Annotated in this window: 20 protein-coding genes; 17 read left to right on the top strand and 3 right to left on the bottom strand. The window is 37.3% G+C overall.

Going from position 1 to position 22726, the window contains the following annotated elements:
• The first annotated feature begins 70 nt into the window (after positions 1-70).
• The 17 genes from P9E47_RS10030 to P9E47_RS09950 all read left to right on the top strand — a co-directional run bounded on the left by P9E47_RS10030 (position 71) and on the right by P9E47_RS09950 (position 18765).
• On the top strand, positions 71-1081 hold the full coding sequence (locus tag P9E47_RS10030; protein ID WP_003332873.1) for a LacI family DNA-binding transcriptional regulator: 1011 nt from the start codon (positions 71-73) through the stop codon (positions 1079-1081).
• Between the two features lie 331 nt (positions 1082-1412).
• Positions 1413-2447, top strand: a complete 1035-nt coding sequence (locus P9E47_RS10025; protein WP_003332874.1) for a zinc-dependent alcohol dehydrogenase — start codon at positions 1413-1415, stop codon at positions 2445-2447.
• A 43-nt stretch (positions 2448-2490) separates the two neighbouring features.
• A complete protein-coding gene (locus tag P9E47_RS10020) occupies positions 2491-3582 on the top strand; it encodes an NAD(P)-dependent alcohol dehydrogenase (protein WP_003332876.1) in 1092 nt (363 codons plus the stop codon).
• Positions 3583-3674: 92 nt separating this feature from the next.
• Positions 3675-4700 carry a TRAP transporter substrate-binding protein gene (locus P9E47_RS10015; RefSeq protein ID WP_003332877.1) on the top strand — a complete coding sequence of 342 codons (1026 nt, stop codon included), beginning with the start codon at positions 3675-3677 and terminating at the stop codon, positions 4698-4700.
• A gap of 108 nt (positions 4701-4808) precedes the next feature.
• The gene (locus tag P9E47_RS10010) at positions 4809-5300 is read left to right on the top strand and encodes a TRAP transporter small permease (protein ID WP_003332878.1); all 492 of its coding nucleotides are present in this window, start codon (positions 4809-4811) and stop codon (positions 5298-5300) included.
• 4 nt (positions 5301-5304) lie between these two features.
• Positions 5305-6579 (top strand): TRAP transporter large permease, encoded by a 1275-nt coding sequence (locus tag P9E47_RS10005; protein ID WP_003332879.1) that lies wholly within the window; start codon positions 5305-5307, stop codon positions 6577-6579.
• A gap of 90 nt (positions 6580-6669) precedes the next feature.
• Complete coding sequence (locus tag P9E47_RS10000) at positions 6670-7527, top strand: transketolase (RefSeq protein ID WP_003332880.1); 858 nt, start codon at positions 6670-6672, stop codon at positions 7525-7527.
• A 1-nt stretch (position 7528) separates the two neighbouring features.
• Complete coding sequence (locus P9E47_RS09995; protein WP_003332881.1) at positions 7529-8488, top strand: transketolase family protein; 960 nt, start codon at positions 7529-7531, stop codon at positions 8486-8488.
• A gap of 38 nt (positions 8489-8526) precedes the next feature.
• Positions 8527-9954: an aldehyde dehydrogenase family protein gene (locus P9E47_RS09990; RefSeq protein WP_003332882.1), complete on the top strand. Its 1428-nt coding sequence runs from the start codon at positions 8527-8529 to the stop codon at positions 9952-9954.
• 47 nt (positions 9955-10001) lie between these two features.
• A complete protein-coding gene (locus P9E47_RS09985) occupies positions 10002-11084 on the top strand; it encodes a tartrate dehydrogenase (RefSeq protein ID WP_003332883.1) in 1083 nt (360 codons plus the stop codon).
• 57 nt (positions 11085-11141) lie between these two features.
• Complete coding sequence (locus P9E47_RS09980) at positions 11142-12104, top strand: DMT family transporter (RefSeq protein ID WP_003332884.1); 963 nt, start codon at positions 11142-11144, stop codon at positions 12102-12104.
• A gap of 42 nt (positions 12105-12146) precedes the next feature.
• Complete coding sequence (gene pfkA, locus P9E47_RS09975; RefSeq protein ID WP_326163332.1) at positions 12147-13106, top strand: 6-phosphofructokinase; 960 nt, start codon at positions 12147-12149, stop codon at positions 13104-13106.
• A 23-nt stretch (positions 13107-13129) separates the two neighbouring features.
• Positions 13130-13990, top strand: a complete 861-nt coding sequence (locus P9E47_RS09970) for a class II fructose-bisphosphate aldolase (RefSeq protein ID WP_003332887.1) — start codon at positions 13130-13132, stop codon at positions 13988-13990.
• Positions 13991-14213: 223 nt separating this feature from the next.
• A complete protein-coding gene (locus tag P9E47_RS09965) occupies positions 14214-14891 on the top strand; it encodes a TorD/DmsD family molecular chaperone (protein ID WP_003332888.1) in 678 nt (225 codons plus the stop codon).
• A gap of 30 nt (positions 14892-14921) precedes the next feature.
• Complete coding sequence (locus P9E47_RS09960) at positions 14922-17321, top strand: DMSO/selenate family reductase complex A subunit (protein ID WP_003332889.1); 2400 nt, start codon at positions 14922-14924, stop codon at positions 17319-17321.
• 23 nt (positions 17322-17344) lie between these two features.
• Positions 17345-17917 carry a DMSO/selenate family reductase complex B subunit gene (locus tag P9E47_RS09955; RefSeq protein WP_003332890.1) on the top strand — a complete coding sequence of 191 codons (573 nt, stop codon included), beginning with the start codon at positions 17345-17347 and terminating at the stop codon, positions 17915-17917.
• 14 nt (positions 17918-17931) lie between these two features.
• Positions 17932-18765, top strand: a complete 834-nt coding sequence (locus P9E47_RS09950; RefSeq protein WP_003332891.1) for a dimethyl sulfoxide reductase anchor subunit family protein — start codon at positions 17932-17934, stop codon at positions 18763-18765.
• A 65-nt stretch (positions 18766-18830) separates the two neighbouring features.
• Here P9E47_RS09950 and P9E47_RS09945 read toward each other — a convergent pair whose 3' ends face one another.
• From P9E47_RS09945 to P9E47_RS09935, 3 genes are read right to left on the bottom strand one after another with little or no spacing between them, the layout of a single operon-like run.
• The gene (locus tag P9E47_RS09945; RefSeq protein WP_003332892.1) at positions 18831-19379 is read right to left on the bottom strand and encodes a 4Fe-4S dicluster domain-containing protein; all 549 of its coding nucleotides are present in this window, start codon (positions 19377-19379) and stop codon (positions 18831-18833) included.
• Positions 19372-21393, bottom strand: coding sequence for a molybdopterin-dependent oxidoreductase (locus tag P9E47_RS09940; RefSeq protein ID WP_003332893.1), 2022 nt, complete (start codon positions 21391-21393; stop codon positions 19372-19374). Before P9E47_RS09940 ends, P9E47_RS09945 begins: the two co-directional genes overlap by 8 nt.
• 17 nt (positions 21394-21410) lie before the next feature.
• Positions 21411-22631 carry a PucR family transcriptional regulator gene (locus P9E47_RS09935; RefSeq protein WP_326163330.1) on the bottom strand — a complete coding sequence of 407 codons (1221 nt, stop codon included), beginning with the start codon at positions 22629-22631 and terminating at the stop codon, positions 21411-21413.
• Positions 22632-22726 lie beyond the last annotated feature (95 nt).

The following is a 22726-nucleotide window of genomic DNA, read 5'->3' as shown; positions in this document are numbered from 1 at the left end:
GACAGCTAATCCAATAAGGTCCAAGTTTGTCACTGGTATAAAAATATCAGTTAAACAAGGAGAGAAAAAAATGAAGGTTACAATTTATGATGTTGCAAAAGAAGCTAATGTTTCAATAGCAACTGTTTCAAAAGTTATTAACAATACTGGACGTATAAGTGAAAAAACAAAAAAAAAGGTCCTAAATGTTATGAAAAAGTTAGACTACCAACCTAATATTATGGCATCTGCATTAATGGGAAAACAAACAAAAACAATTGGTCTACTTATACCGGATTTGGCTAACCCTTTTTTTGCAGAGTTGGCAAGGAGTATAGAAGATCGCGGACATGAGTTTGGATATAATCTTGTCATTTGTAGTACTGATTATAAGGAAGAAAAGGAAAATAAATATATTTCTTTATTAAAAAGAAAGAGTGTGGATGGCTTTATTTTAGCCTCTGGATTTGAAAATCTAGGTAAAGTCGAACAATTGGTAAAAGAGGATTTTCCAGTAGCAATCGTCGCACGTGATTTTCCAATGTTTCCAGTAAACACTGTGGCACTTGATGATTTTATGGGAGGCTATTTGGCGGCATCATATCTCATTGATCTAGGCCATGAAAATATTGGCATCATCGCTCGTGATGTCTGGAGTAATAGGGAGAGGATACGTGGTTTCAAGCAAGCCTTAGATGAAAATCAACTTACCTTTCCAACAGACTTTGAATATATTGAAAAAATGAGTCATATCATACAAGGAAAAAATATGACCATTAAATACCTAAAAAGCCTAAATCCTCCTACGGCAATATTTGCATGCAATGATTTGCTTGCCATAGGTGCTATCCAGGCAATAAAGGAAATGGGAATGAATGTGCCAGAACATGTATCAGTTATTGGCTTTGATAATACTATAATTGCAACTATTGTGGAACCACCATTAACAACAATTGCACAACCAATCCAAAACATGGGTAAAGAAGTAATGGACTTGATGATTTCTCAAATAAATGGGGAAAAAAAAGAAAAAATACGAGTAACACTTCACCCTTCGCTAATTGTCAGAGAATCAACGGGAAAATTTAATATTGTGAATTAATCAAATTTTCCCTGAATTTCTCTTTGAAATGTATTGACTTGTGCATAATATTTGAATAAAATTAAATAAAAGTAAGCGCTTAACACTTTTGTGAAGGGTTCAATATTGGATGTCTAGGAGAAAAATAGATTAAAACTTTTTTGTAGAAAGATGTATGAACTTCAATAAACTATGAGAATACCAAAAAATCTCTCGTGTTTTATTTTTTTAATTAAAAGGTAAGCGCTTTAGCACCGACCGAGGTATTCTCAGATGCAATAAGGATAGGAAGATTAATATTTTTTATTCTTTTGGGTAAGCGCTTAACAATACGTTTTAAGGAGTGTGGAAAATGAAAGCGTTGTTAAAAACGGAGAAAGGTGTAGGGAACGTTAATTTACTCGAAGTTCCTGAACCTGATTGTTCAAAAGACAAAGTAAAGGTGAATGTAGCCTTCACTGGAATCTGCGGAACTGATTTACATATTTTTCATGACACATTCAAAAGTTATCCTCCAGTTATCATGGGCCACGAATTTTCTGGAGTTGTAACTGATGTTGGAGAAGAAGTGGAAAACGTAAAGGTTGGGGATAGAGTTGCTATTCTTGGATCACATGCGGTCACTTGCAAAACATGCTATTACTGTAAAACTGGTTACTACATGTTCTGTGAATCCCGCCGTGGAATGGGTCATGGAGTTGACGGAAGTTTTACAAAACAAGTAATTGTTCGAGAGGATATGATTTATAAAGTACCAGAAAGTGTAAGTCTTGAAGAGGCTGCGTTATCAGAACCGCTTGCATGTGCTGTTCAAGCAATAGAAGAATTAACAGATATTAAGTTAGGGGATACAGTTCTTCTCTCTGGTCCTGGACCTATAGGATTATTATGTTTATCTCTTTTAACTCTAAAAGGTTGCAAAATTATCGTTGCTGGAACATCCCAAGATTTAACAAGATTAGAAATAGCCAAACAGCTTGGGGCAGATATTATTGTCAATATTAATGAAGTGAAATTGCAAGATGTTGTTATGAAAGAAACGAAAGGCAGAGGTGTTGATGTAACAATTGAATGTGCGGGAGTAGCAGCATCTATCAATAGTTGTCTTAATGCTCTAAAAAAACTTGGAAGGCATATCCAAGTAGGGATTGCGGGTAAAGAGGTTACGTTGGATTATGATACTATTTTATATAAACAAATTCAATTATTTGGCTCCCTTGCCCATTCGATGAAAACCTGGGACAGGGTTATGCAAATATTAGAACAGAAGAAAATCAATCTTGAACCAATTATTACACATAAGTTGCCACTATCACAATGGAAGGAAGCCTTTAATATGTGTGAAGAAAAGTCTTGTGGAAAGATATTGTTAACCTATGACAATTAATCATTGGCCTCCCTATTACAAACGCCATCGAAAGGAGAATTGTATGATAAATCTAAGATTTAGAGCTAATGAACAAAATGAAATTATAATCCCTAAAACGATGAAAGCAGCATATTTGCAAAAGCCTTTGGAAGTTAGTGTAGAAAACATTGAAGTACCAAGTGTAAAAGGGAAAGAAGTCCTAGTTAAGATGATGGCCATAGGAATTTGTGGATCAGATGTTCATTATTATGCTCACGGCCGCATCGGTAATAGACTTGTTCAATACCCTCATATTCAAGGTCATGAATGTGCTGGTATAGTTGTCGCTGCTGGGGACGAGGTTACTCGTTTTAAAATCGGAGACAGGGTGGCTATAGAGCCTGGTGTTGCTTGCCTGTCTTGCGATTATTGCAAAGAAGGGAGATACAATCTTTGCCCAGATGTACAATTTTTATCAACACCACCTGTAAAAGGTGCCTTTGTACAATATTTAAAACATCATGAGAACTTTCTTTTTGAAATACCTGATAGCCTGTCCTATGAAATTGCAACACTAGCAGAACCTTTATCAGTCGGTATTCATGCGGTGAGACGTGGCAATCTAAAACCTGGAGCTACTGTTTTAATTACCGGAATGGGTCCGGTTGGTTTAATGACGGTTATCGCTGCAAAGGCATTTGGGGCTACAGAAATTATTGTCAGTGATATGGAGCCATTAAGACTTGTAGCTGCGAAACGATTAGGTGCAACTAGAGCCATTAATTTCACAGAGGTAGATACAAATGATGTAGTTAATAATGTAACCTCAGGTCAAGGAGTCGACATGATAATCGAGACTTCAGGCAATGCAAAAGCACTGCAATCCGCTATTAATATGGTACGGAGAGGAGGAACGATCGTTGCAATCGGATTTCCAGCAATGGAGGAAGTACCTCTTAATGTAACAAAGATGCTACAAAATGAAATTGATTTATTTACAGTATACCGCTATACCAATACGTACCCATTGGCTATTAAGATACTAGAATCGATGGGCAATGAGATAGGGCATGTTATTACTGATCGATATTCATTAGAAGATATCAATGAAGCTATGAAACAAGCTCATACAAACAGAAGTGGGAGTTTAAAGGTGATGGTTTATCCGAACTAACTTTCATTTTTGGGAATTAGGGTTTTTGGGAAAACAAGATTAGATTTCTATTAAAAAGCTCTTCCAATATAAAAATTCAAGGGGGATATTAAATGAAGAAATTTCTTAAGATGACTACATTAGCAACAGCTTTATCACTGGCTTTAGTAGGATGTGGAAGTGAAGAAAAAACCGAGCAAGTGTCAGCAACACCTAAAACTGAAGATGCGAAACAAATCGTACTTGATTTAAGTATTCCGGAACCGGAGGGTGCCAAATTTGATATTGCAGCCCAAGCCTTCAGGGAAGAATTAGAAAAGTTAACTGATCACCAAATGACAGTTAAAGTTCATTACAATAATTCTCTTGGTGGGGAAAGAGAAGTATTTGAATTAATGGGAATGGGATCTTTAGATATGGCAATACAATCTGCAGGACCAATGGGAAACTGGGTTAAAGAGTTTAACATGTTTGACCTACCATTCTTGTTTGATAATAAGGATCACGCTCATGCTGTACTAGATGGTGAAATTGGCAACGAACTAGCCCAAAAATTTGAGCAAGCAGCAAATGTAAAGATTCTTGGCTGGGTTGAAAATGGATTTGTTGCAACTTCTTCAAATGGAGCTATAAACAGTGTTGAAGACGTTAAAGGAATGAAAATCCGTGTTCAGGAAAATGAACTGCAAATTGATGCATGGAAATCATATGGTGCGGATGCAACACCTATGGCTTGGACAGAAGTATTTACAGGATTACAGCAAGGTGTTATTGACGGTCACTCGAACTCATTAGCAACAATTCAATCATCTAAGATTTATGAAGTACAAAGCCACGTAGCACTGCTTGAAGACAGATTTTCACCAGGACCAATTTCTATTAGTAAGTCTGTATTTGATGGCTTAACGCCTGAACAGCAGGAAGCTGTCGTTAAAGCTGCTGAATATGCAGAGCCTATCGGTAGACAGGCAAATGATGATAAAATTGCTGAAGCTGCTAAGTTCATTACAGAGAATGGTGTTGAAATAACTGAACCAGATAAAGAGTCATTCAAAGCTAAAACAGCGGCAGTATATGAAAAATGGGCTCCAATAATCGGAGAGGAAATTATTGAAAAAGTAAAAAATACAAAGTACTAGAAATTCCAAGGAGAAGTTGCTCTGATAAAACACCATAACCCTCCAGTTGAACATATCTGGAGGGTTGGTACCAATCAGATAATTTCTTCAAATTAAGGAGTTTAATCTATGAAAAACATAACCTTGAAATATATCAAACTTGTCGATTTCCTAAATAAGATTTTTGGATATGCTTTAGCCTTTTCCATGGCTTTTATGTCAGTCATTATTTTTTGGCAGGTTTTTTCTCGCTATGTAGTAGGTTCATCCTTGGCATGGTCAGAAGAATTGTCACGATTCCTGATGATTTATATGGTTGCAATCGGATCTGCGCTTGCGCTTAGGGATGGAAAATTAATAGCGGTAGAAATAATTCCAGAAATATTAAAAGGCAAAGTGAAAAGAATTTTAATTATCCTTGTGCATTTGATTTCTATTGTATTCTATATTATTTTAATGATTTACGGTTTAAAGGTTGCTGAAAGTTTTGGTAATCAAATAGCACCAGGCACACATATTTCGATGTATTTTATTTATCTCTCGTTGCCAATTGGAGGATTATTACTTCTTCTAAATTCCGTTACTTGTATTTTGGAACAATTTATAGAAGGGAAGGAGTGAAAGAATGTTACCAGTATTTTTTATCTCTCTGATGATTTTTATTTTTTTGAGTGTACCAATTGCTTTCTCTCTAGGATTGTCCACAGTTTTAGGGGTTTGGATGCACGAGACTATGCCTATGGAAATTATTCCCCAAAGGATTTTTGTTTCCCTTAACTCATTTCCCTTGATGGCTATTCCATTCTTCATCCTTGCAGGTAACTTGATGGGGGTTGGAGGGATATCAAGGCGATTGGTGAATTTTGCTAGTTCACTTGTTGGTCATTTCACAGGAGGGCTTGCGATGGTTGCCATTGTTACCTCGATGTTTTTTGCGGCTATATCAGGATCTGGAGCAGCGACAACGGCTGCCATCGGTTCGATTCTAATTCCTGCCATGGTTGCAAGAGGATATCATATTGAGTATGCAGCTGCTAACCAGGCTGTTTCTGGTGCATTAGGAATTATTATACCACCGAGTATTGCTATGATTTTATATGGTGTTGCTGCTGAAGTCTCAATTGGCGATCTCTTTGTAGCAGGTATTATTCCAGGTCTATTAATTACTTTCTCTCTATTAGTTAGTGCCCTTATTATTGCAAAACGCCGTGGCTATAAGGGTGAGGAAAAGAAAGACTTTCCAACAATTATGAAGGCGTTTAAAGAAGCAATTTTAGCAATTTTAATGCCATTAATCGTTTTAGGAGGAATCTATTCAGGGGTCTTTACTCCAACTGAAGCAGCGGTTGTTGCTGTTGTTTATTCCTTTATTGTTGGGTTTGTTATTTATCGTGAAATTAGTTTTCAACAATTAGTTGAAACACTTAAGGATTCAGCAGTGAGCAGTGCGATAATCATGATTGTTATTGGAACTGCTGGGTTATTCGGTTTCTTTATTGGTATTAATAGCGTACCAGATCTTATTTACAGCACCATTTCTGAGTTTGTTACAGATAAATATACATTCTTAATTATCGTAAATATTATTCTTTTCATTGCAGGGATGTTCTTGGATGGGGGAGCAGCAATTTTAATCTTTGTTCCACTATTAATGGGGACTGCGTTGAATTTAGGAATTGATCCTGTTCATTTTGGAGTAATTATGGTTTGTAACTTAGCGATTGGCTTAGTTACCCCTCCCGTTGGGATTGATTTGTTTGTCGTTTCACAACTAACTAAGCTTTCTATTGTAAAAATAGCTCGAGCGGTCATCCCGTTGATATTAGTATTTATTCTTGATGTATTGATTATTACCTATGTCCCTGTACTTTCCACATGGTTACCATCTATTATGAAATAAGCAAATAACAAGATAAGATGATAAATATCTTATCTTAATTATTGTATCATTTTGGTAAAGCGCTTAACTAAAATCTAGGAGGAATTAAAAGTGAGCCAAATTCTTAATGATGAAAAATTATTTTTATTAAAGCAAAAGTCTTCTGAGGCTAGACGTCTAATTATTGAAACCGTATATCTCGCTAATGCAGGGCACATTGGTGGGCCGATGTCTGCTACCGATCTACTAGTTAGTTTGTATTTTAATGAAATGAATATCTCACCAGAGAATCCAGAGGGCGAAAACCGTGATCGCTTTGTTTTATCAAAAGGGCATTCTGCTATTGCACTCTATTCTGTGCTGGCGTTAAAAGGCTATTTCCCAGTTGAGGAATTAAAAACATTTGATTCTATTAATTCAAGACTTCAGGCCCACCCAGATATGAAAGCACTCCCGGGGCTTGATATGTCTACTGGCTCCTTAGGGCAAGGGATTTCAGCTGCGGTTGGAATGGCATTAGGTGCAAGGCTTCAAAATAAGGATTTTCGAACGTATTGCATCTTAGGTGATGGAGAATCACAAGAAGGGCAAGTATGGGAGGCGGCAGATATGGCTGTTAAATACAGTCTAGATAATCTTGTTGTTATCCTTGACTATAACAAACTTCAACAATTTGGCTGGGCTGGGGAAAATGGAAAAAGGCAAACTCCAATAGTTGAGCCAGAAAAACGTTGGGAAGCATTCGGATGGCATGTTATTAGCATAGATGGTCATAACTACCAAGAAATAAGCGAAGCATTCGCTAAAGCTCGTTCTACAACTGGAAAGCCAACCGTTATCATTGCAAATACTGTAAAAGGAAAAGGCGTTAGTTTTATGGAGAATGAATATTCATGGCATTCACGTGTTCCGACAGATGAAGAATTTAATAGTGCGATTCAAGAACTTAAAGAGGAGGCGGGGGTTTAAAATGAAAACTACACTATCCAAAGAAAAGGTTTCTATGAGAGATGGGTTTGCAAAGAAATTACTGCAATTGTCAATAGATGACAAAAAAGTATATGCACTTGATGGTGATTTAGCTACCTCTACGAAGACAGATATAGTAGCGATAAATAATCCAGAAAAGTTTTTACAGACTGGTATAGCGGAACAAAATATGATGAGTGTTGCTGCGGGTCTTGCTACAACCGGTTTACAGCCTTGGGCTACCACATTCGCCGCATTTCTTTCGAAGCGTGCAATCGATCAAATTCAGGTACAAGTTGCACAACCTAAATTAGATGTAAAAATGATTGGCGCATACAGTGGCTTACTAACTGGCTTGACAGGAAAAACTCATCAAGCCCTAGAGGATATTGCAATTTTCCGTTCGTTGGCAAATATGGTTGTGCTTGCACCAGCAGATAGTATTGAGGTGGAGAAGGCGATGGAAGCTGCTCATCAATATAACGGTCCAGTATACATTCGTTTGGCTCGTGATAATTATCCAATTATTTTTTCAGAGGATTATGAATTTCAAATTGGGAAAGCTATTACCTTAAAAGAAGGTAATGATATTACAATCATTTCAACTGGAACAGAAACAAGCCGTTCCATAGAAGCAGCTGAATTACTTGAAGTAGAAGGAATATCTGCTGCAGTAATCCACATGCCATCAATAAAACCAATTGATAAAGAGGCAATCGTTAAAGCGGCTGAAGAAACAGGTGTGATCGTTACAGCTGAAGAACACAGCATTTATGGTGGACTAGGTAGTGCAGTTGCTGAAGTTCTTGTTGAAGAGAGGCCTGTACCTATGCTTCGTGTAGGTGTAAAGGATCGAAATTCTGAGTCAGGTCCAAATGAAGAGATGCTAGAAAAATATGAAATCTCAACTAATCATATTATCAATGTCGTTAAAAAAGCATTGAAGAAGAAAAAATATTAGTAGAAAGAATAAGAAAAAAAGAATAGGAGAAAAGACATATGAATAGCAGTGTCGTAAAAGAAAAACTTTTTATAAATGGCCAATGGGTTGAAACAAAAAATACACAAAAAATCTATAATAAATATACTGGCGAACTTTTTGCAGAAGTGTGTGTTGCAGATGAGAGTTTAGTAGATCAAGCGATTGGGGCAGCAGTACATGCATATAAGCAAACTGTTTTTGCACCTGATTACCGCTATACAGTTTTAATGCGAACAGCGGAACTATTAAAAGAAAATATTGAGGAATTTGCAAGAATAATTGCTCAAGAAGGCGGGAAACCAATTACTGATGCTAAAGCTGAAGTAAATCGATCAGTTTCTACTATTCAAATGGCTGCAGACGAAACGAAAAAACTCGTGGGTGAAATTATTCCAAATTATAACCACCAAGGTCGGTTCCTTTACACAGTTAAGAAACCAATTGGTGTAATTGCTGCCATAACACCTTTTAACTTTCCATTAAACCTTGTAGTGCATAAAGTTGCACCTGCCTTAGCAGCTGGAAATCCAGTTATATTAAAGCCCGCTTCTACAACGGCAACGATTGCTGTTAAGTTATGTGAATTGTTAGAGAAGGCTGGGGTACCAAAAGGCTACGTGCAATGTGTAGTTGGTAGTGGCAGTACAGTGGGTGAGCAGTTACTTAAAGATGAACGAATTGCCCACTATACTTTCACAGGGTCACCTGAAGTAGGGAAACATATTAACCGAACAATTGGACTAAGAAAGGCGACATTAGAGCTTGGTTCAAACTCAGCTACGATTGTTCATAGTGATGCAGATGTTGAAAAGGCTGCTTCAAAACTTGCAAAAATGGCGTTTGCTCATGCGGGTCAAATATGTATTTCTGTCCAACGAATTTTTGTTCAAGAGTCTGTTAAAGAGAAATTTATGGAGAAATTTTTACATGAAGTTTCTTTATTAAAAGTAGGAGATCCATTAAATCCTGAAACTAATGTAGGTCCGATGATTAGTGAAAAAGAAGCGGAACGTATTGAACTATGGGTGAAGGAGGCATTAGATGGCGGTGCCGAAATATTATCAGGTGGTAAACGCGAGAAGAACGTTTACTATCCTACTGTAATTACAAATGCCAGAAAAGGAATGAAGGTTGTTGACGAGGAAGCATTTGCTCCTATTGTTGTTGTCTCAACCTATGAAACTATTAATGAGGCAATAGAGCTTGTTAATGATTCTAAATATGGACTTCAGGCAGGTATTTATACCTCTGATTTAAATTTATCCTACAAAATTCCTTATCTGCTTGAGGTTGGAGGTATCATTGTGAATGATACCTGCTGCTTTCGTACAGACCAAATGCCTTATGGCGGTGTAAAAGAAAGCGGAAATGGTAAAGAGGGTCCATCCTACGCGATTCAAGAACTAGTTGAAACTGTTACAGTAGTAGTGAATTTGGAAGGGTAAAATTCCTTTTTAACAACATACAATTATTAAAAGAGAGAGATGGTTAGATGAAGATATATAAAATTGCCGTCATTGCAGGAGATGGAATTGGCCCAGAAGTGGTTGACGAAGGAATAAAAGTAATGAAAAAGGTCGCAGAATTAGATGACAGGTTTCAGTTCGAATTTACGTACTTTCCATGGGGCTGTGAATATTATTCAAAATATAACAAAATGATGGATGAGGACGGTCTTGAGAAACTAAAGAATTTTGATGCTATTTATTTAGGGGCTGTGGGCTTCCCAGGAGTGCCGGATCATATTTCTCTTTGGGACCTGCTGCTGCGAATTCGCAAAGAATTTGATCAATATGTTAATATTCGTCCAATTAAATTATTAAACGGTGCTCCATGTCCTTTAGTTGATGGCAGTAGGGATACAATTGATATGTTGTTTATTCGTGAAAATAGTGAAGGCGAGTATGCTGGTGCGGGCGACTGGCTATTCAAGGGGAAACCGGAAGAGGTAGTGTTACAAACTGGTGTGTTTTCACGTAAAGGGACAGAACGAATTATTCGTTATGCCTTTGAAATTGCTTCGAAAGAAGAAAAAACTTTAACAAGCATTAGTAAAGGAAATGCTCTGAATTATTCAATGGTATTTTGGGATGAAGTGTTTAACGAGGTAAAAGAGGAATATCCAGATGTGAAGACGTACTCTTATTTAGTAGATGCAGCAGCAATGCTCATGGTAAAAGATCCTGGCCGCTTTGAAGTTGTTGTAACTTCTAATTTATTTGGAGATATCTTAACGGATCTTGGTGCAGCCCTTGCAGGTGGAATGGGATTGGCCGCTGGTGCAAATATCAATCCGGAAAGATCATATCCATCGATGTTTGAACCAATCCATGGATCAGCCCCTGATATTGCAGGCAAAGGGATTGCCAATCCACTTGCTGCGATTTGGTCCGTCAGCCAAATATTTGACTTTTTAGGTTACGAAGAAATCGGAGAAAGAATTCTAAAAGCTATTGAATTTCTAGTGGAAGAGAGTGCGGTACTTACTCCGGACCTAGGTGGTATCGCATCGACAGCAGAAGTAGGAGACCGTGTTGTTGAGATATTAAATCAAAATGTACAGCAAGTGATTTAATTAGTAGGGAGATTTAATCTCCCTATATAGTTTTATCTATAATTAGCAGGATTAATGATGGAAGATATTGAGGTACCAAAGCATGAAAGCTGGGAGTATATGAGAAAGCAACTGCTATATGTACAATTGTTATTTGTGATGATGGTATGGGGATTTAATGTTATTGCTATTAAAATTATTGTAGAGCAATTTTTTGCAGTTACGATTACTTCTCTACGAATCTTCTTAGCTGCTATTGTTGTATGGCTATTGTTACGGATACAAAAGAAAATTCGATTGCCGCAAAAAAGAGAGATCTTATTTATTTTAGTGGCAATGTTCGTAGGAATTGTGGGCCACCACTACTTTTTGTCCGTTGGATTAACAGGAACTACTGCAGCAAATGCAGGGTTAATTTTTGGAATTGTCCCCTTATTAACATCAATACTTGCAGCATTGATGTTGAAGGAACGACTAACATTTATAAGAATAATAGGAATTATTATTGGGATAATAGGTGTTTCTATCATTGTTTTAGCAGGAAATCAAGGAATTCATTTAAGTTACGGTGATATATACATCTTCATTGCCGTTATTTTTCAAGCGATAAGTTTCATTTATATTAAAAAAGCAACAGAAACAATGGATGCGGTTTTAACAACAGCCTACATGCTTATTATGGGATCGTTTTTCCTGTTTGTGATCAGTTTTATAATAGAACCAGAGGGATTAAGTAGTTTGAAAAATGGAACAGTTTTAGGATGGAGTGTTTTTCTGGGTTCTGCAATTATTGCCACTGCTCTCGGACAAATACTTTATAACCACGCAATTCAATATATTGGGGCAGGTAAAACAGCCGTTTTTCTAAATATACCACCTTTCTTTTCATTAGTAGGATCGTACCTATTTTTGGGAGAACTTATCAGTTTATCACATATTTTTGGATTTATTTTGATCGTTGGTAGTGTTATTTTAGGCTCTGGTTTAGCAGACTATTATATTTACAAGCGGACACATCCAATGATCACAGGAAAAGGCTGATTTTTTTGTTGCATAGTAACATAAGAAAGATTGGTGGTAATCATGGAGAAGATTGCGGTCTTAACGAGTGGCGGCGATGCACCCGGTATGAATGCTGCCATTCGTGCAGTTGTAAGACGCGGAATTTATTGTGGACTTGAGGTTTATGGTGTAAGACATGGATATGAGGGTTTAATAAATGGAGACTTTCAAAAGATGGACCTTGGAAGTGTTGGTGATATTATACACCGTGGTGGCACTATATTAAGAAGTGCTCGAAGTGAATTATTCAAAACAGTCGAAGGACAACATCTTGCTTTAAAGTCGTTAAATAAAGTGGATATTGAAGGTTTAATTGTAATTGGGGGAGATGGATCGTTTAAAGGTGCAGGGAAATTAGTAGAACAGGGTTTTCCTACAATCGGTATCCCCGGAACAATTGATAATGATATTGCGGGAACCGAGTATTCGATTGGATTTGACACAGCTGTTAATACCGTTATGGAGGCAATTGATAAAATAAGAGACACTGCTTATTCACATGAACGTATTTGCATTATTGAAGTGATGGGACGAGAGGCAGGAGATATTGCTTTGTGGTCGGGTTTATGTTCTGGTGCTGAATCAATAATAATTCCGGAAGCCCCTCAAAATGTTGAGGATATTATTATTCGTATTCAACAAGGTCAAAAACGAGGAAAAATGCATAGCATTATTGTTGTTGCTGAAGGTGTATGCAGTGGTGAAGATCTTAAAACAATCATAAAGGAAAAGTTTAATCTTGAAACAAGGGTTATTGTCCTTGGGCATCTTCAACGCGGAGGGTCACCAACTGCTTATGACAGAATGATGGCCAGTCGAATGGGAGCCAAAGCAGTTGACATGTTAGTTGATGGTGAAAAAGGGGTAATGGTTGGGTGGAGAAAATGCCAATTAGTCCATGTCCCTTTTGATAAAGCATATGAAGATAAGCATAAAGTAAATATGGCTGACTTTTATTTAGCACGAAGTTTATCTATATAAGGTATTTCTAGGAGGAATTCATTATGGCACTAGTTTCAATGAAAGAAATGTTAGATAAAGCATTAAAAGAAAAATATGCTGTTGGTCAGTTTAATATAAATAATTTGGAATGGACGCAAGCAATTTTAGGCGCGGCTGAGGAAGAGAAATCACCAGTGATTTTAGGGGTTTCGGAAGGGGCCGCTCGTTATATGGGTGGCTTCAGCGTTGTAACCGCAATGGTTAAAGCTCTTATTGAAGAAATGGAAATTTCGGTACCAGTTGCAATTCATTTGGATCACGGATCAAGCTTTGAAAAATGCAAGGCCGCCATAGATGCGGGATTTACATCTGTTATGATCGATGCATCCCATCATTCTTTTGAAGAAAACGTAAAAATAACAAAGCAAGTTGTAGAGTATGCCCATGAAAGAGGGGTTTCAGTAGAAGCGGAATTAGGAACTGTAGGTGGCCAAGAGGACGATGTAGTCGCCGATGGTGTAATTTACGCGGATCCGAAGGAATGTGAGGAATTAGTAAGACTAACAGGAATTGACTGTTTAGCACCAGCTTTAGGCTCTGTTCATGGACCTTATAAAGGTGAGCCCAAATTAGGCTTTGAAGAAATGGAAGAGATATGTACAATGATTGGATTGCCATTAGTATTACATGGTGGAACGGGGATTCCAACTGAACAAATTAAGAAATCAATATCATTAGGGACGTCAAAAATTAATGTGAATACAGAAAATCAAATTGAATTCACAAAAGTTGTTCGTGAAATACTAAATACTGATTCAAAAGTGTATGATCCTCGAAAGTTTATTGGACCAGGACGGGAAGCGATAAAAGAAACGGTAATCGTTAAAATACGTGAATTTGGTTCTTCAGGAAAGGCTCTATAGGTATTCAAAATCAATCTTTTTATTATCTACAATTTCACAAAATCGTAATATCCTAACCCAAAATTGTCAATCGGTACAAAAATCGATTGGCTTTTTTGTTTTTTATGACCGTATGAAACAAAAAACAATGAATCTATAATGAAACTATAAATCAAATGTGAATCTATTCACAATTAAACAAACCAAGATTTCGAACGAAAGCTGAAAATTGGAGGTGTAAGAAATGCAGATGATAGATCAAAAAGTTGATACTCAGCTTGATACCGAACAAATTGAAATACACATGGCAAGAAAAAGTTTTTATCAACTATTTCATTTATTACTGTCAAAACCATTCACGCTTGAAACGTATAAAGAAATTCAGGAGGGAGGTAACATTGAGGGTTTACTAGATTTGGATCAAGGTGGAAAGCTGCTATATGACTTCTTCAAATCTGAACATATAGAGGAATCATTACAATTGGCAAGAGACGACTATTTCCGGTTATTTATCGGACCGTATTCATTGCCTGCCCCACCTTGGGAATCTGTTTATAGAGGGAAGGAACACGCTTTATTCGATTTTCCGACCTTTGAAGTAAGACAGCTATTTCAGCAATTTGGTCTTGAAATTGAAAAAAAACCAAACCAACATGTCGAGGCGGAAGACCATATCGCGTTTGAACTAGAATTTATGATTCTTTTAATAGAAAAAACACTTCAAGAGAAAAACGAAAAAACAAGAAGAACTCTATTAATGGGGCAAAAAGATATGGTTGATAAACATCTGGCATTATGGATGCCGCAATTTACAGGGGATATAAAAAATAATGCAAGCTCAACTTTATTTTTAGGAATTGCAGATTTGTTGGATGGCTTTATTAAGTTTGATTCACAGGTTCTAAATGAGTTACTTTCATAAATTAGGTTTTTATTAAGGAGGTAGGTTAAAATGAGTGGTCAATTATTTGACAAGATAATTGGTAAATCAATGTCACGGAGAAGTTTTCTTAAATGGTCTGGTGCGGTAACAGCGCCAGTAGTCGTTGGAGGGTTTGTTGGAAAATCACAGATTGCTTCAAAAGTAATGGCGGCTTCTAAGGAAAATGAATTAATGAACGAACAAATATTAACGACCTGTTCAACGATTAACTGTGGAGGTAGATGCTTAATCAAAGCCCACATTAAAGACGGCGTCATCACAAGACTAAGTACTGATGCAAAAGAAGATAAATTCGAAATGCCACAACTGCGTGGCTGTATCAGAGGTCGCGGCTACCGCCAATTTGTATATAACCCTGACCGTTTAAAATATCCAATGAAGCGAGTTGGCAAGCGTGGTGAAGGGAAATTCGAACAAATTTCTTGGGAAGAAGCTATCGATTATATTGCAAATGAATTAACAAGAATCACAAAACAATATGGTCCCGCGAGCCGTTATAGCAACTATGCATCAGGCCATTCAGGAAGTATTATTGGGGCAGGAAATATGATTCAAAGGTTATTTGCATTAACTGGGGGATATCTCGGATATTACAATTCCTATAGCTCTGCACAAGTTACACATGCAACAAATTATACGTATGGCACAACACAAACAGGAAATAGTTTAGATACATTATCTGACTCTAAGCTAATTATTTTATGGGGTCATAATCCGGTTGAAACGCGTTTTGGTTTAACAGACTATTATTTAAGGAAAGCAAAAGAAGCGGGCGTAAAAATCGTTGTTATTGATCCAAGACAATCAGATACAGCCGTTACATTAGCAGATGAATGGATTGCAATTGCCCCAACTACAGATGCAGCGATGATGGACGGAATGATGTATGTTATTATCTCAGAAAACTTACATGATCAAACATTCTTAGATAAATACTGTATTGGGTTTGATGAAGAACATATGCCGGAAGGAATTCCAACTGGAGAATCCTTAAAGAGTTATATTTTAGGAGACAAAGATGGAGTACCCAAAACACCGGAGTGGGCTGAAAAAATTTGTAAAGTGCCAGCGGATATTATTCGGAAGCTTGCTCGTGAATATGCAACCAATAAACCATCAGCCTTAATGACAGGCTGGGGGCCGCAAAGACAAGCATATGGCGAACAATATGTTCGGGGTGGAACGGCGCTTGCAGCAATAACAGGTAATGTAGGTATTAAAGGCGGTTGGGCATCAGGAACAGGCTATATAAGTCTTGTTAAGACTACAGCTGTTCCCAAAGGAAAAAACCCACTGGGGGATCTTTCTATTCCATGTTTCTTATGGACAGATGCGGTTGTCCGTGGAACTGAAATGGGAGCCAAAGATGGTGTGAACGGCCTTCCAGAAGGTCATGAGACACTTCCTACCAGTATTAAAGCAATCTTTAATTTAGCTGGAAATACATTAATTAACCAACATTCAGATTGCAATAGAACAGCTGAAATTTTGAAGGATGAAAGTTTAGCAGAATTAATTGTTGTTAGTGACGTGTTTATGACACCAAGCGCCAAGTTTGCAGATATATTATTACCTTCTAACACGTTTATGGAAAGATGGGATATAGGTACAACATGGGCCCCATCACAGCATGCGATACTTTCGCAACAATGTATCGAAAGTATGTATGAATCTAAAGCTGACTATGAGTGGTTAACAATGCTCGCTAAAAAGTTAGGGATTGAGCAAGAATTTACAGAAGGAAAAACACAAATGGATTGGATCAAGTGGTCTATCGAAGAATCTAGAAAGAAAGATCCAAATTTCCCGACATTTGAAGAGTTTCAAAAGATGGGAGTTTATCAAGTATCTTTAGACAAATCGTATATTGCTTTTGAAGACCAAATCAAAGATCCTGCAAATAATAAATTTGAAACACCATCAGGTAAAATTGAAATTTTCTCTAAAGATTTATGGGATATGAACGACCATGAAGAAATTCCAGCCATTGCAAAATACATCCCATCATGGGAAGGTCCACAAGATCCTTTAATCAAAAAGTATCCATTACAGCTGATTGGCTGGCATTACAAACGCCGCTGCCACTCAACCTTTGATAATAACAAATGGCTGGAAGAAGCAGGCCCGCAAGTGATGTGGATGAACAAGAAAGATGCAATGGAAAGAAACATTAAAGATGGGGACAAAGCAAGTGTATTTAATGATCGAGGTGAAGTGCATATTCCTGTAAAACTAACTAATCGAGTAATTCCAGGAACAGTTGCCATTCCTCAAGGGGCATGGTGGGCTCCAGATAAAAATGGTATTGATCAACGCGGAGCTATTAATACCCTTACTAGTCAACGTCCGTCGCCGTTAGCGAAGGGGAATCCACAGCATACTAATTTAGTTGAAGTAAAAAAAGCATAGATTTATAGAAAGGAGTGAAAAAAATGACACAGTTAGGTTTTTATATAAATAATAATTATTGTTCAGGATGTAAAGCATGTGTTGTCTCATGTAAAGATAAAAACGATTTAGATGTAGGAATTAACTATCGAAGAGTTTATGAATTCTCGGAAGGTGATTATGTCGAAAGAAAGGATTCAGTTATTCAGCACATCGAAACCTTTTTTACATCCATTTCTTGTAATCACTGTGAACACCCTAAATGTGTGGAAAACTGTCCAACACAGGCTATGCACAAAAGAGAAGAAGACGGGGTAGTCGTTATTGATCACGATAAATGTGTGGGCTGTAAGTATTGCATGTGGAATTGTCCATATGGGGCACCGCAATATAATGAAACTCTTGGAAAAATGACAAAATGTGATTTCTGTATTGATTTAATTGCCAAAGGTGAAGACCCTGTTTGCGTAGGTTCATGCCCAATGCGCGCGCTTGAATACGGCCCACTTGAAGAACTGCAAAAGAAATATGGAAATACAAAAGATATCAAAGGTCTGCCAAGTTCATCGATTACAAATCCGAGCATTGTAATTGGTGCCCATAAGGCAGCAAAATAAAGGAGGTTCCTACCATGCATGAATGGCCATTATTAATTTTCACAGTCTGTATGCAGGCAGCGATTGGCGGAATGCTAATGCTCTGGTTGTTTTACAAGAAAATATCCGATAGTGGTAAGGAGAAGACATATGCGGCAATGCGCATGCCACTCTTTATCATTGCCGGGTTATCATTAATCGGATTAATTGCATCTTTTGCACATTTAGGGACACCAACGAATGCGTTTAATACGATTCGAAATATCGGCTCTTCTTGGATGAGTCGTGAGATTCTTGTAACAGGTATGTTTATTGCTGCAGTATTTATTACAGCAGGCTTAGCTATTGTACAGAAAAAGGTAAATCCGAATCTACTATTAGTCTCAACCTTGATCGGTTTAGTCGATATTTACTGTATGGCTGCGATTTATGCCAAAACCTTAGTAAGTGGCTGGAATTCAATCAATACCTTTACGTCTTTTTACGGTACGGCTTTAGTGCTAGGTCCAGTATTAGCAGTAAGCTTTATTGCACCTGCACTTAAAGAAAAAGCACAAAGCTTGATTAAATACTCATTTTACATCGCAATGGCTGGAATAGCGATTCAATTAATTGGATTGGCTTTGTTTGGAACAGTAATGCCTGAGGTTAATATGATTACTGGTGTGAATGCAATGACTGAATTAGCGGGATATCAAGGTACGGTTGCATTACGCTGGATTATCGAAGTCATTGGTGTAGGTGTCTTGGGCTTTATGGCAATGGCAACGAACAAAAAGGTTTCTCTATCCTTTGCTTACCTTGCTTTAGCAGCAATAATTTTAGCTGAAGGCATGAGTAGATATGTGTTTTATGTTCTTGGTTCATAATTTGTTAAGTTAATGGTCTTTAGCAGGGCTGTAAGTTCCCCTCCCTTTTTCTTACAGCCCTTTTTCTAGTCTTCGTTATTTAAAAAATATCTCTTTCTAGTTTTAACGGAATAGAATGCAATCGAAGGTTTAGTAATTTGAATATGGGGAAAGCCTTCAATGGTCGGTACGGCATTATCATCGTAAAAGTTATTCAAATCAATAATGTTTAAAGACTTTGTTGTGCAGGCCTCTACGCATGCCGGTAGCAAACCTTTATCTTGTCTTGGGTAGCACATTTGGCATTTGCTAACCTTTTGGGTCTCAGGATCAAATTGCGGCGCCTCATACGGGCAAGCACTGACGCATAATTGACAGCCTGTACATAGGTTTTGGTCAATTTGCACGATGCCGTCATGCCGTTTCGTAAAAGCGCGTTCAGGGCAGACACGGAAGCATTCTGGACTGTCACAATGATTGCAAGAAACGGACAAGAACATATCAGGAGAAATTCGTTTCACCTTCCGCCAATTTACAGAAACAGGTGTTTGATTTTCATTTTTGCATGCTATTTCACACGCTTTACAACCTATACAATCATCGGCATTGAATAGGAATCCAAGCTGTTTAAACATGGGCTTCCCCCCATTTCCTAATCTTAACTCTGCTGTCATAAAAGAATACACTAGATTCACTCTGGTCATTTTCATTTTTCACGTAGATTAATTGATTAATAGGGTCATGGCCTGCCTGTGGGGCAAGGACTATATTTTTGGGTAAAAGCTTATTAATTCTTACCCTACCGGTTATCATCCCGTGCTCGTTAAATACCTCTACTTTCATCTTGTCTTGAAGGTTGTGGCTTCGTGCAATATCATCAGAAATCTCAATCATCATTTCCTGATCACCTGAATGTAGCCATGGGTTCATTTCATATTGAGAATGAATTTTAAGCAATTTTTGTGGTGTAAGCAGTTGATATGGAAATTCATTCTCCTTGGCAAATGCATCATGAAATTGCTCTCCTTCTGCTATCTTTTCAGGTGACAATAAACGAATCTGTTCTTCCTGCTCCAAAAAAATATTACTTTTCTTTTTTTGATGTGGGCCTTCTAGTAAATCTTTATAGCTTTCGATGTTATAAAGTTCCATCATTTCAGGTGTCAATTCTTCCTTAATCCAATCGATCGGCTCTTTATCTGCAGGGAAATTGGAAAAACCAGGCGATAGTTCATTAAGCTTAGTAGTCAGTTCACGCGCAATTGTTAAATCACTTTTTGCTTCATAAAAAGGAGGTATTGCCTTTTGGTTGATCGATAACCAATAGTGCCAATAACCTACATGTAAGTCTTCTTCTTCAAAATGACTTGCAGCCGGCAAGACAATATCAGATTGTTCAGCCGTCTTTGTCATGAAAAGGTCCACGGTGACAATGAGTTCCATTTGTTTATTTAACTCTTCCCACGCTTTAAGATTTTGATCCTGGCTAACGATGTTTCTTGATGCAATCCATAGTAATTTTAATGGGGGATTTTGTAGTGAAAGTGCACTCTCTGAAAAGTCGCTGATGTCAATTTCCCGTGAATATGGAATAGCAGGATGGTCAGGCCCACGATGGTTTAACAACGTTAAAGGAAATTGTTCAACATCAAAGTGTACGAAATAAAGCCCCCCATTAGGTATGGAAAGATTTCCGGTCATGGCTGCTAAACTATTAATAGCTTCTATGCCACTTTTTCCAAAATGGCTCCGTTGCAGTCCTAATCCAATCCATGTGACTGTTGGTTTAATTGAGTAATATAGGGAAGTCAATTCTTCGATTGCTTTCAATGGTACTCCTGTCTTTTCGATAACTTCGGTAATTGTTAAATTCTTTTCAAGAAAGGTTTTAAAGGCATCCCATCCAAGGGCTTGCTTTTCGATAAAACCTTCCTCATATTTTCCACTTTCTATAAGGATTTTTGCAATTCCTAGCGCTAACCACATATCTGTACCAGGCTTTATTTGAATATATAAATCGGCTTTTTTAGCTGTTTCCGTATAGATAGGGTCAATGACAACAAGCTTGGCCCCTTTTCTTCGCGCTTCATAAATAAATTTCATTTGGTGAACATTGGTAACAGCCGGGTTGGAACCCCAGATGACTATTAAACTAGCATTTGCCATATTTTCCGGGACAGAAGAATAGTTATCCCCGAATGAATTCTTGATAGCAAGTCTGCCTGTTTGTGCACAGGGGTTCCCGAATGTTTTCGTATGTGGTCCAAAACTGTTGAACATCCCTTCTGTTGCATAATGAAGGATACCAAGATTGCCGGAAAATTTGTTATAGCCTAAAGCTAGATTGGAACCGTATCTTTGATTTAATTCAATCATTTTATTGGCTATGATTGTGTAGGCTTCATCCCAGGAAATTCTAGTCCAATTTCCTGAGCCTCTTGGTTTTTGGATCATTGGGAATTTGAGGCGATCAGGATGGTAGACATATTGGGTATAGGCGTATCCTTTTGCGCATAATCTGCCTTGATTAAAGCCATGGTTCGGATCACCGGTAACCTTAATAAGTTTGCCATTATCAACATAGGAAAGAATTCCACATGTTCCGTAACAGTTTCGGGGACATGTATTTCTAATAATTTGAAGTTTCAAAGTTAAGGCATCTCCTTTTACAATTGATGCAGCTGCTTAATTTTAAAAGCGGCGGAAATATCAAGTTTTATATTGAAATCCTCCAGCTTTATATTTAGAATTTCCTCAATTCTTTTGAGACGGTAGCGCAATGTATTACGGTGAAGAAATAAAGCCTTTGCCGTTTGGGTAATGTCAAAATGATTGGCGGCAAATGCCTCTAATGTTTCCATTAAATCCCCGTCATTAACAGCATCATATTTTTCCAAATCTCCTAAAATCGTTTCATAATATTCCTTTAAATCCTGAAGATCATGTTTATAAAGAATTCTTTCTAATCCTAATTCAGAAAAGAAAGGGATGTCGATGTTTAGTAATATCCCTAAATCATAGGCAACTTTTGCCTCTTGGAAGCTTCGAAACAATTCAGTTGGGTTACTATAAACCTTGCCAATTCCACAGACTACTTTATACTCCGGATATATCGAATGGATATAATTAATGACTGAATGAGAAAATTGCTTAACTTCATCCCTGCTGTTAACCGGGTCATCGATCGTTTGGAGTGGATAAATCACAATAACCTGATTTTGTTTAATCAAAGTGATCGGGATTTTCCCACAATCGGACAGTATTTTTCCTATATAGCTGTGTATTCTGTTTAAGATTTGTTTTTCTGCAGAAAAGTGATTAAAATCCGTTAATGAAAAAACGATCGTTTGATGAGGGTTATTAAAATTCCATCCCCATATATTTCCGTATTCAATAATATCTTCTCTTTGTTTCATATTTCCATAAAGCAGATCAAATAAAAAGGCGACTTTATATTTAACCTTTTCCTGGTTCATTTCCCGCTGTTTTTGCATCTGAATAGCACATAATGATGCAGTAAATTTTGCGATTTCGCTATATTGGTAGATTTCAATAGGGTCTTCGCCAAGGATAAACAGAAAACCAAAGGTTGTATTCTTAGAAATGATAGGGGCGGCCAATCCTACCATTTTGTTGTCTATCGTTTGAATCTGATACATTCTAGCATTGTTATGATTGGTCGTATTCATCTCTTCAAAGACAGAGGAAGAAAAGGTCTCAGAATTTATAGTGATATCGGATGAAAATAATACATTATAAAGAGGATCCGTAATGGTGATTGGAAGAGAAAGTAGAGACTTTAGCTTTTGTAGAAGTTGGTCAATACCTATACTTGATGCAACTAATAGCTCATTTGCATAATCAGGGATATCTTGGTAGTCTTTCATGGTTTTATCCTGCCTTTCTCTTATTTTCATGTTGTTTATTCCGCTTCTAAATTATCTTACCGTACTAATTTTGGAAGAACAATCAATGTCACAAT

Origin of the sequence: Schinkia azotoformans (assembly GCF_035811335.1) — a bacterium.
Taxonomy (GTDB): domain Bacteria; phylum Bacillota; class Bacilli; order Bacillales; family Bacillaceae_J; genus Schinkia; species Schinkia azotoformans.
The sequence above is the reverse complement of the archived record's forward strand: the minus strand, read 5'-3'. Positions and strand labels throughout refer to the sequence as shown.

Coding starts and splice junctions, on each gene's coding strand:
- P9E47_RS10030 (WP_003332873.1), top strand. CDS start 71: ATGAAGGTTACAATTTATGATGTTGCAAAAGAAGCTAATGTTTCAATA.
- P9E47_RS10025 (WP_003332874.1), top strand. CDS start 1,413: ATGAAAGCGTTGTTAAAAACGGAGAAAGGTGTAGGGAACGTTAATTTA.
- P9E47_RS10020 (WP_003332876.1), top strand. CDS start 2,491: ATGATAAATCTAAGATTTAGAGCTAATGAACAAAATGAAATTATAATC.
- P9E47_RS10015 (WP_003332877.1), top strand. CDS start 3,675: ATGAAGAAATTTCTTAAGATGACTACATTAGCAACAGCTTTATCACTG.
- P9E47_RS10010 (WP_003332878.1), top strand. CDS start 4,809: ATGAAAAACATAACCTTGAAATATATCAAACTTGTCGATTTCCTAAAT.
- P9E47_RS10005 (WP_003332879.1), top strand. CDS start 5,305: ATGTTACCAGTATTTTTTATCTCTCTGATGATTTTTATTTTTTTGAGT.
- P9E47_RS09995 (WP_003332881.1), top strand. CDS start 7,529: ATGAAAACTACACTATCCAAAGAAAAGGTTTCTATGAGAGATGGGTTT.
- P9E47_RS09990 (WP_003332882.1), top strand. CDS start 8,527: ATGAATAGCAGTGTCGTAAAAGAAAAACTTTTTATAAATGGCCAATGG.
- P9E47_RS09985 (WP_003332883.1), top strand. CDS start 10,002: ATGAAGATATATAAAATTGCCGTCATTGCAGGAGATGGAATTGGCCCA.
- P9E47_RS09980 (WP_003332884.1), top strand. CDS start 11,142: ATGGAAGATATTGAGGTACCAAAGCATGAAAGCTGGGAGTATATGAGA.
- pfkA (WP_326163332.1), top strand. CDS start 12,147: ATGGAGAAGATTGCGGTCTTAACGAGTGGCGGCGATGCACCCGGTATG.
- P9E47_RS09970 (WP_003332887.1), top strand. CDS start 13,130: ATGGCACTAGTTTCAATGAAAGAAATGTTAGATAAAGCATTAAAAGAA.
- P9E47_RS09965 (WP_003332888.1), top strand. CDS start 14,214: ATGCAGATGATAGATCAAAAAGTTGATACTCAGCTTGATACCGAACAA.
- P9E47_RS09960 (WP_003332889.1), top strand. CDS start 14,922: ATGAGTGGTCAATTATTTGACAAGATAATTGGTAAATCAATGTCACGG.
- P9E47_RS09955 (WP_003332890.1), top strand. CDS start 17,345: ATGACACAGTTAGGTTTTTATATAAATAATAATTATTGTTCAGGATGT.
- P9E47_RS09950 (WP_003332891.1), top strand. CDS start 17,932: ATGCATGAATGGCCATTATTAATTTTCACAGTCTGTATGCAGGCAGCG.
- P9E47_RS09945 (WP_003332892.1), bottom strand. CDS start 19,379: ATGTTTAAACAGCTTGGATTCCTATTCAATGCCGATGATTGTATAGGT.
- P9E47_RS09935 (WP_326163330.1), bottom strand. CDS start 22,631: ATGAAAGACTACCAAGATATCCCTGATTATGCAAATGAGCTATTAGTT.